Source organism: Mucilaginibacter sp., assembly GCF_028288105.1.
In the GTDB taxonomy this organism is placed as follows: Bacteria; Bacteroidota; Bacteroidia; order Sphingobacteriales; family Sphingobacteriaceae; genus Mucilaginibacter.
In genome coordinates this window covers 1-9,436 of the sequence record NZ_JAQBOI010000240.1, presented here as the reverse complement: position 1 = coordinate 9,436, position 9,436 = coordinate 1, and the positions used below count along the sequence as shown (strand labels likewise).

7 protein-coding genes are annotated in these 9,436 nt (G+C 41.5%); 2 read left to right on the top strand and 5 right to left on the bottom strand.

Annotation, left to right across the window (positions count from 1 at the left end):
* Positions 1-170: 170 nt before the first annotated feature.
* Positions 171-3,419, bottom strand: coding sequence for a TonB-dependent receptor (locus JWQ85_RS16335; protein ID WP_299469876.1), 3,249 nt, complete (start codon positions 3,417-3,419; stop codon positions 171-173).
* Positions 3,420-3,788: 369 nt separating this feature from the next.
* On the opposite strand from JWQ85_RS16335, the gene JWQ85_RS16330 reads away from it, so the two are divergent.
* Positions 3,789-4,688: an AraC family transcriptional regulator gene (locus JWQ85_RS16330; RefSeq protein WP_299469874.1), complete on the top strand. Its 900-nt coding sequence runs from the start codon at positions 3,789-3,791 to the stop codon at positions 4,686-4,688.
* A 4-nt stretch (positions 4,689-4,692) separates the two neighbouring features.
* A complete protein-coding gene (locus JWQ85_RS16325) occupies positions 4,693-5,277 on the top strand; it encodes an N-acetyltransferase (protein WP_299469873.1) in 585 nt (194 codons plus the stop codon).
* Here JWQ85_RS16325 and JWQ85_RS16320 read toward each other — a convergent pair.
* The 4 genes from JWQ85_RS16320 to JWQ85_RS16305 all read right to left on the bottom strand — a co-directional run.
* Complete coding sequence (locus JWQ85_RS16320; protein WP_299469871.1) at positions 5,245-5,934, bottom strand: LytTR family DNA-binding domain-containing protein; 690 nt, start codon at positions 5,932-5,934, stop codon at positions 5,245-5,247. The genes JWQ85_RS16325 and JWQ85_RS16320 overlap by 33 nt on opposite strands.
* Positions 5,931-6,959, bottom strand: coding sequence for a sensor histidine kinase (locus JWQ85_RS16315; protein ID WP_299469869.1), 1,029 nt, complete (start codon positions 6,957-6,959; stop codon positions 5,931-5,933). The genes JWQ85_RS16320 and JWQ85_RS16315 overlap by 4 nt, the downstream gene beginning before the upstream one ends.
* 163 nt (positions 6,960-7,122) lie before the next feature.
* Positions 7,123-8,337, bottom strand: a complete 1,215-nt coding sequence (locus JWQ85_RS16310; protein ID WP_299469867.1) for an acyltransferase family protein — start codon at positions 8,335-8,337, stop codon at positions 7,123-7,125.
* Between the two features lie 197 nt (positions 8,338-8,534).
* A partial coding sequence (locus JWQ85_RS16305) for a glycosyltransferase (protein ID WP_299469865.1) occupies positions 8,535-9,436 on the bottom strand: 902 nt, incomplete at its 5' end.

Below are 9,436 nucleotides of genomic sequence, written 5' to 3'. Positions count from 1 at the left end.
GAACAGAAAATTTTCGGCCTCGTTGCGGTTCCTGAAAGCATAATCAATTGTGCCTACATTATCAGGGGTTACATCGAGGTATTTTTTACAAGATATGCTTAACATACACAGTACGGCTAAGCAAATTGATCTATATAATATTCTCATCATCTTTTTATTATCTGGTATTATTACAAACTCACGTTAAGGCCAACATTAAACACCTTTTGAATTGGATAGGCAAAACCATTGCCGCCCAACTCCGGGTCCCACATTTTGAAAGGGCTCCAGGTGAGTAAATTAAGGCCGTTAAAATAGATCCTGCAGTTGGTTAGCTTCAATGATTTTGAAATGCGCAGCGGCAGGGTGTAACCTATTTCTACCGATTTTAGGCGCAGGTAGCTGCCATCGCGTAACCACCAGGTGCTGGGCTGCAGGTTATTTGCTATTACCGTTGTATTTGTGCCTAAGCGTGGATATAAGGCATACAGGTTTTGGTTTTCTTCGGACCAGTGATTATCCGCGAATTCCTTTAATACCTGGGTATTGCCATACACGTATGCATCCGGGCTGGGTATAAAAGGGCTTACCCGTGTTGGGTCAACAAAGAACGAAACCCTTGCCTGCCCCTGGAAAAAGGCAGAAACATCAAACCCTTTGTAGCCGGTAGAAAAACCAAAACCATAAACCACCTCTGGCACGGTTGGGTAGCCAATAAAAGCCTGGTCTAAAAAGTCGATTTTTCCGTCAGCGTTTAAATCGCGGTATTTAATGTCACCACCTTGTGGCCGTGCACCGTTCCCAAAGATCTGTGTTGGGGAGTTTTGCGCTTCTTTATCATCTACAAATAACCTTTCGGCAATGTAGCCGTAGCCACGGTTTACCGGCTGGCCTATAAAGTGGCGCCACTGTTCTTTATAATCGGGCTCCTCTATATAATTGTATTTATTGGTGGTGTAGGTAAAGTTAGATCGTAACTGCGCCCATAAACCATTGCTGAAAGTTTGCTTATAATCCATCGAAAGATCAAGCCCCTTTGAATCTACTATCCCCAGGTTAGCGCTTGGTTTAACTTCCAAACCCTCGCTTGAAGGGATATTGATCCTTTCCTGTAAAATATCGTAACGGTGGTTTTTATATATTTCGGCAATAATGTTTAGGTTTTTAAATAAGGTGACTTCAAGGGCCAAATTGGTTTGCCTTGATGTTTCCCAGGTTACATCGGGGTTAGCATAGTTATTTATGTATAAGCCTTTACGTTCGTACTGGTTATTGATACCAAACTGGGCGTAGTTGTTACCCTCGTTAAACTTAACATCCGATTGATAGAAGAACCTTTGCTGGCCAATGGCATCGTTACCAACCAAACCGTGGCTGGCCCTTATTTTTAAGCGATCGATAATGCCCGGCGCCCAAAACGTCTCGTTGGATATCACCCACGATGCACCAATAGTTGGAAAAAAGCCATACCTATGATCAGCTGAAAAACGCTCGGAGCCATTATAGCCAAAGTTACCCTCTATATAGTAGCGGCTTTTGTAAGAATAGGTTAACCTTCCTGCCAATCCTAAATTACGGTATGGCAGCGAGTATTGCAGCGTAACCATATTCAACTTAGGGTCTTTAGCGCTCGAATAGATAGTTTGTTGGGAAGTACCAATCAAAGTAGCGCTGATACTGTTGTTTCCAAATTGCTTGGCATAATCTAAAGCGCCCTGCAGATATAAAAATGTATTTGCATTAGGCTCGTTCTTTGAATAGGTAAGATACTCCTGCGCCACATTATTACCGGTAGGCTGTGGGTTAAGCCACTCTAACGTGTACTGGTTGGTTTCTTTATTATACGAGCTGGCATTATAATAGAATGGAGAATATGCCAGCTGCGAATCAAAGTAAGAATACCTGTTGGTGTTAAACAATCCTCTGAATTTTAGCCCCTCGGTAATAAAACCAAAGTTTTGGTTCACCTCAAACTGGGCCGACATCCTCGACTCGGATGAGTTTTTATGCCCCCTTAATAGAGCCGCATATGGATTATTGTATTGTATATTGTTTGTAGATGAACCCGAAGCTATGCCTGCATTACCAAACAATATATGTTGTGTATTGGCATTAGCCGCATCGGCAGGGAAATATGCCGGAAATAAAACCGGGCTGGTATGTAGCGCCACATTGTACAAATCAGATGCAAAAGAACCGTCTATTGTAATGGGGCCGTTATACTCGCTAAAATTCCCGGATAACCTTACAATCAATTCGGTTGATTTGGTGAGGTTTATATTTACATTGGTACGCAACTGATAATTCCTGAATTTAACATTGTTATCATTGTTATTGCGGATATCCTGGTTCAGCACCCCGTTATCTATATTATATGAACCTGCCACGTAATACTTGGTAACCGCGTTACCACCGCTAATATTTAAATTATTGCGCTGGGTTGTAGCCCTTTTCTTGAACAATAGTTTAAGCCAGTCTACCGCCGGGTACACATACTCGTTACTTCCTGGCTCGCCGTTTATAGCAGCCAGTGTATTAATGATTTTACTTTGCGGGAAAGGCAACGGCAGCTTTGGGTTACGGGTTAGCGTTGCTTCATTATACAAGTTCATGTAAGTTATAGGGTCGGCAAGGTCAAGCGTGTGGTTTGATTCTGACGTAGAATACTCCGAGCGGAAACTTATCTTGGTTTTTCCCTCTTTACCCTCTTTGGTACTTACCAGTATAACACCGTTTGCACCCCTGGCCCCGTATAATGCTGTGGCACTGGCATCTTTTAATATCGAAAAGCTTGCTATATCATCTACCTGCAGCCTTGCCAGGTCTGAGGTTGAAAGCTCAACGTTATCAATTAATATGAGCGGGTCTCTTTTGTAGCCAAAGGTTGTTACACCGCGGATAAAAAACTTTGCATTATCCTGCCCCGGCTGCCCGCTTGTTTGGAAACCAGTAACACCGGCAATTTGCCCTATTAACGCGTTGGTTAAATTACTGGCGGGGATCTTTAGGTCGGCAGGGCGAACACTGGTTACCGAGCCTACAACAGCTTCCTTGCGCTCTTTTCTTCCAAAGGCGGTAACCACAACCTCATCCATTGACCGGCTTTCATCTTTCAGGGTTATTGTAAACAGCTTGTTTTGTTGGGTTACAATAACTGCCTGTGATTTAAACCCTACAAACGAAAACCTGACGGTAGCGCCTTCCGGCACATCAAGAATAAACCGGCCGTTTACATCTGTAACGGTACCAATCTTATTATTACCGTCCACCGTTATGTTTACCCCCGGCAGCTTAATATTTAATGTATCGGCAACAATACCGGTAATAGTTATTTTGGGTGCCGTTTGCGAAAAAGCATTGTTACCTGCCGTAACAAATAGCCAACACAACAATACTTTCAATACCCAAACGGATTTATTGAATTTGTAAATTTTCTTCATATTTTTTGTTTAATAATTAGTTTTTAACCAAGCACATGGCAATATCATTTGCCCGAAACTGTTTAAGCTAATTACCCTGATCTTAATACGGAGATTTTGTATAGGCACAAATTGTACGGCAGTTCATGCACAGCACAAACCGGGTGTAAGGGTTCAGATCTTTTCATTTTAAATTAATTGGTTCTATAAATTGGTAGGGTAAACTTAGATTGAAAACACACCGAAAGGAATGGATTAATATTGCAAAAGAATGGATTATCTTGCCTTTTTAAAATAATCAGAATCTTTGTGTGTAAGTTAGTATAGGCATGCTGTAAATAGCACATGCCAGGCCTTTTTCAAACCAAATGATCTTTAATAAATTTTTTAATGGATAATAAAGTAAACGGGCAAAAACTGTGGGTAAAAGAAGGCTTTATTGGCCAGCGGATGATTGTATTGCCCCCTAACATAAAACGCAAAATAATTATCAACCCTTTGATAAAGAATTTTTATTTGACGGCGATAGGGCATTACCCCAATGCGGCCAACCATGGCCGCGAAAGAAAAACAGGCAGCAACGAGTTTATACTGTTATACTGTGTGGAGGGCTGCGGTAAAATCTATTTAAACGGCACTACCCACGATCTGATACCGAATACTTATTACATTATCCCTAAATATACCCCGCATAGTTACAATAGTGATATTAATAACCCATGGAGCATTTATTGGGTGCATTTTACCGGCGATATATCTGACAAGGTTTATGAACGTTATTTGCAGGATGGCGTACCCATAATACAGCAAATACCTTACGATGAAAACCGGATCAAGTTATTTGAGCAGATCTATTCAATATTGGAACACAGCTTTAACGAAAAAGAAATGGAGGTGATGAACTTTAACCTGCTGCATTTCATATCGTCCCTTATATATTACAAAGAGACTAACCCTGCTATTTACAATACCGACGCGATAAGCAATTCAATATTGTTTATGAAAAAGAACATTCATAAAAACTTGACGATTGATGAGCTATCAAAGCAGCAAAACCTGTCTGTATCTCACTACTCCAGGTCGTTTAAGCATAAAACCGGCTCGTCACCTATTAACTATTTTAATCAGCTCAAAATTCAAAAATCCTGTCAGTACCTGTATTTTTCTGATAGGAATATTAAAGAAATTTGCACCGAACTTGGTTTTGAGGATCAGTTTTATTTCTCCAGGTTATTCAGGCTAATTACAGGTGTATCGCCATCAAAATATAAAAAATCACATAAAAAATAGTCTGATGATACGCCCCGCCCGCCTTACCGATGCCCCGGCCATCTCCCACTTAATTGTATTGGCAATGGGTAACCTTGCCGGTAAATTTGCAAACAGTACCGATGAGGCAAAGACCCTCTCCTTGTTTGAGCGTTTCGTATCTGAAACAGGCAACCAATACAGCTACGAGAATATTCTGGTTTGGGATGAACAAGCTGAAGTGTGCGGAATGATCATCGCTTATGATGGTGCAGAGCTGGACAAATTAAGAAAACCCTTTCTTGATTATACCCGGTCGCAACTTGGCTTTACCGGCCAACCCGAGGACGAGACCCAAAGCGGTGAATTTTATATTGATTGCTTAAGTGTAAGCCCGCAACACCAGGGAAAAGGCATAGCCAAAAAATTGATTAAAGCATTATTTGAACGGGCTGCCAAGTTTGGCCACCAAACAGTGGGGCTATTGGTAAGCAAGGGCAATGATAAAGCCAAAAAACTGTATACCGCTTTAGGCTTCGAGGTAAAAGGCGAAAAAGAATTATTGGGTGGCTTTCATTATCATTTGCAGTACCCGGTGCTAAATAATCCGCGCCAAAACCTGCTCCCTTAACTGCCTGCTTATAGGCACCTGCTTATCACCTACATGAAGCATATTCCCTTCAACAGCGCTAATTTTGTTAAGGGCTATAATATATGATTTGTGTGTTTGCAGGAAGGCTTGTTTAGGTAATTTTTCCATCAGTGATTTTAAGGTGCTATGGGTTATCACCTTTTTACCGGCGGTATGGATGATCACATAGTTCTCCATCCCTTCCAGGAACAACACCTCTTCAAAAACTATCTTTTCCAACCTACCATCAGCTTTTACAAACAGGTAATTAGGTGGGTTGGTATTACCTTTCAGGTCAAAATAGTCCTTTGCCTTGTAAGCGGCCTTCATAAACCGTTCGTGCGAGATCGGCTTCAATATATAATCCAGCACATCCAGTTCAAACCCATCAATGGCATACTCTTTAAACGCGGTGGTGAATATAACCTTGGGCGGGTTAGCCAACTGCCGCAGAAACTCCACCCCACTAATATGCGGCATCTGTATATCTAAAAATAACAGGTCTACCGGCTGCTGTTTTAACATTTCACCAAGCTCCATAGCATCTTCGCACATGCCCTTTAACTCCAGGAAGTTGGCCTTCTCAACGTAAGCCTGCAGGCCCTTACGGGCGTAAGGTTCGTCGTCGGTTATTATGCAGCTGATGGGTTTGTTCATATCAGTTTCAATTCAAGTTCGGCAATAAAATGGTCTGCTTGCTTATTTAAAATTAATTGGTGGCGGTTGGGGTAAAGCAATTCCAGCCTGCGGTTAAGGTTTTCGATACCTATGCCACTGCCATCGGGGTTGGGCTGGGTTAGTTCGGGCAGGTCATTTTTTACCGTAAACAATACACCGTCGGGTGTTTGGCTTGCTGTGATATCAATACCATACTTCCCGCCTACGTATTTAAAAGCATTTTCTACAAGGGGCAAAAACAGTAAGGGATATATTTGCTGTTCATTTAATGCCTTATCAAAATCAACATTTAAGATCATCTTTTTACTTGCCCGCACCTTTTGCAGCAGCATATAGTTTTGCAGATAATCCAGTTCCTGCTTAATGGTTACCTGGTGCTGCCTGTCGTACAGTTGATAACGCAGCAGTTCAGATAAAAGTTCGATACTCTGCTTAGCCCCGGGCACATCATCATCCACCTGAAAATAAATGGTATTAAGCGCGTTAAACAAAAAATGGGGGTGATACTGCGCCTTTAAAAACTTAAGCTCGGTTTCCAGGTGATCGTTAGTTAATTTTTCGATCAGTATTTGGTTGGCTACGTATGCGCTAAACCATGTACTACTGCGCGCTATACCATAATAAATGATGGCATACAGGGTAGGGATCGTAGTCAGATCTGCTACATCTACCCAGGAAAGTCCGTCGTCGGTCAATGCAGCCATCGGCAGGAGTATTATACATACCGAGAGCAGGTTAACAAAAACGAGGATTAACAGCTCTTTCGCTACGCTTTGATACTTTAATTGCGATGCCTGGTGCCGGTCATAATATCTGAAGAGTCGTCTAAATAAATTTACCGATATATAGCCCGCCAATATGCTACAGCTCATTTCAAGGACATTTAATGCCCAGTCTCTTTTCCAGAACTGTGAATCTACAGCAAGATCATGCAGCAGCCTTATGGTAAAATAATTGAGCAGGCCATATAATCCCGGGAAGATATTTTTAAGCAATTGCTTCATTTGTTATTTCATTTAGCCTCACCTTGTGTATAGCCTCACCCCAACCCCCTCCTTTGGAGAGGGGGCAATACTTTTAAAGTCCTCTCCTTTGGAGAGGATTTAGGTGAGGCTATTTTGCTTCGCAAAGAGGGTGGACCAGCGCAGCGTAGTCGGGGTGAGTTAACTACACCAGCACGCCCACTTCTTCTTTAATATCTTTCTTAATCTCTAATTCACTAACCACTGGTATCTTTCCGGCCTTCTTTTCCAATCCCTTCATCCCAAACAAAAACCGCATTACCGGATATGGCTTTACCAATAAATGATAAATACCCATGGTGATAAACAGCGTAACCCCTATGGTATAAATATATTTCATTAGCACAGTATCTGTAGTGCGCACAATGTAATAGGCTAAAATAACAATTACTGTTTGATGCAGGATATAAAACGGATAAACCGCTTGGTTTAAATAGTTCAATGCCGGGTGAAAACGGTTTAAGTATTGTTTACCATAACCTACCAAACCTAAAACCCAGCTCCAGCCAACTATGGCCGATAAAGCACGGAACGAGTACCCACGCAGCGCGCTCCAGTCCCCGTCATTTGGCGGTGGGTTTAGCCACAGATAATTTACAGCCAGTATGCTAATAAAGCCAATAGTTATAGCAAACCGGCGGTTGCGTTGCAGGCTCTCCATAAGGCTTGGCTGCAGGATGCAAATAAAGCCTGCCAGTAAAAACAACAGCCAGTAAACAATAAAGCAATAATCGTGTATCAGGTTACTGGTTTGGGGCAAAGCCCAGCTCAGGCAGGCGTACCACACTATAGATGGGACAGCCAGTACATATACCCATTTACCTTTGCTAAGGCCATTTAAGGCGCGTTTAAAGCCGCGGCTTTTGTCAGATATCAACCACATAAACACCGGCGCGAAAACCAGGTCGTAAACAAACAAATAGGCTATAAACCACAGGTGGTGCCAGCTAAGGTTACCTTTAGGGTATGCCCCTGTGGTAAATGTGGTTTTATAAAAATCCCAGTAGTTGCCGGTAAAACCCTGGCTAACGCGTTCCATATAAATTTGCGGCGGAACAATAATGAACATACCCACCAGCAGCGGGATAAACAACCTTGTAAAACGCAGCTTAATAAAGCTTAGGGCGCTGCGGCGCTGCATCATATAATAGCTTACCGTGCCGCTTATAAAAAACAGTAACGGCATGCGCACCAGGTGCATAAAATAGTTTGATTGCGACATTAACGCGCTGGTATCGTGGTTGCGAATGTGCCACCATTCATTGGCGGCATAAGGCATGCCCGAATGAAAAATAAGTACCCCTGCAATGGATATTATCCTTAACCAATCCAGGTATGTTTGTCGTTGAGTAGTTTCCATTTCCTTTGTTTTTATTCAAAAGAATGGAATGCCTGCATGGTCGGGAAATTTGTTTGACCAACGGCGGGCAAGCTTTGACGAATGGTATTACAGAGACAGAAAACAAAGGCAAGGAAGCAATTGCAACAGTGCCAGGGTAGGTATAAATACACATCTGCACCAACCGGTGTGTCTATTCATGGGCTGTAATGAGATAATTAATTAAAATCAAAATTCAGAAGCGTTAGCGGCATAAGGACTGCGTACACTTTTGTTACTACCGAGTTTATGATATGCATTTGGTTATAAGGGTTATAGTGATCATCAATAACTTGATAACATTTCTCTTTTATTTCGTCAAAGTTTGTTTTTTTAAACCAAACCTGCAGTAAATCTGTCAGGCTTTCTATGGGGTTATTATAATCAAAAAAGTCACCTGTAACACCCGGTTTAATGCATTCAAACTCGGGCATTTGCCTATCAAATCTATCGTGTGTTAAAACCGGTATACCATAAGTCATAGCATGTATCCCGGTTAACCCAACCTCGCCCGGCGATACAATTAACCGTATCTGTTTAAACAGACTATATATTGTGGCCTCATCATAACACGATCCATAAAAACATACATAATCGTTAAGGTTATATTTATTTACCAATGCTTGCAGCCCTGTTAAAGCATCACCATCACCAATTATTAACAAATTGCATAGGTGTCCTTTTGCATGCAGCAGGTTTAGCGATTCTATTAATATATTTAGTTTTTTTTGTTTGGTTAACCTGCCAATAAACCCAAACGCGGGTATACCCACGTTTTTAAAATCAATTAATTTATCAACCGGGCTATTATTACGTATGCATAACTGATAATGGTAGTCTAAAGAATTATAAACTACTTTTATTTTACTGGCATCAAAGCCCCTGGATATTAAAATATCTTTAGCCATTTGCCCGTAAACTAACAGATCATCGGCCAACCTATAAAATAAAGAACGGATAAACCCCTTAGCGTTTTTTTCTTCTTTTATATAGCCGTGTGTCCACATTATAATTTTACGGCCTTTAAGTTTCCCTAATACAACGGCAACCCATGTAGACAGGAAATACATGTTACCCAAAA

Bases quoted from the DNA above. Each gene is read 5' to 3' on its own strand.
- JWQ85_RS16310 (WP_299469867.1), bottom strand. From the start codon at position 8,337: ATGGAAACTACTCAACGACAAACATACCTGGATTGGTTAAGGATAATA.
- JWQ85_RS16325 (WP_299469873.1), top strand. From the start codon at position 4,693: ATGATACGCCCCGCCCGCCTTACCGATGCCCCGGCCATCTCCCACTTA.
- JWQ85_RS16335 (WP_299469876.1), bottom strand. From the start codon at position 3,419: ATGAAGAAAATTTACAAATTCAATAAATCCGTTTGGGTATTGAAAGTA.
- JWQ85_RS16320 (WP_299469871.1), bottom strand. From the start codon at position 5,934: ATGAACAAACCCATCAGCTGCATAATAACCGACGACGAACCTTACGCC.
- JWQ85_RS16315 (WP_299469869.1), bottom strand. From the start codon at position 6,959: ATGAAGCAATTGCTTAAAAATATCTTCCCGGGATTATATGGCCTGCTC.
- JWQ85_RS16330 (WP_299469874.1), top strand. From the start codon at position 3,789: ATGGATAATAAAGTAAACGGGCAAAAACTGTGGGTAAAAGAAGGCTTT.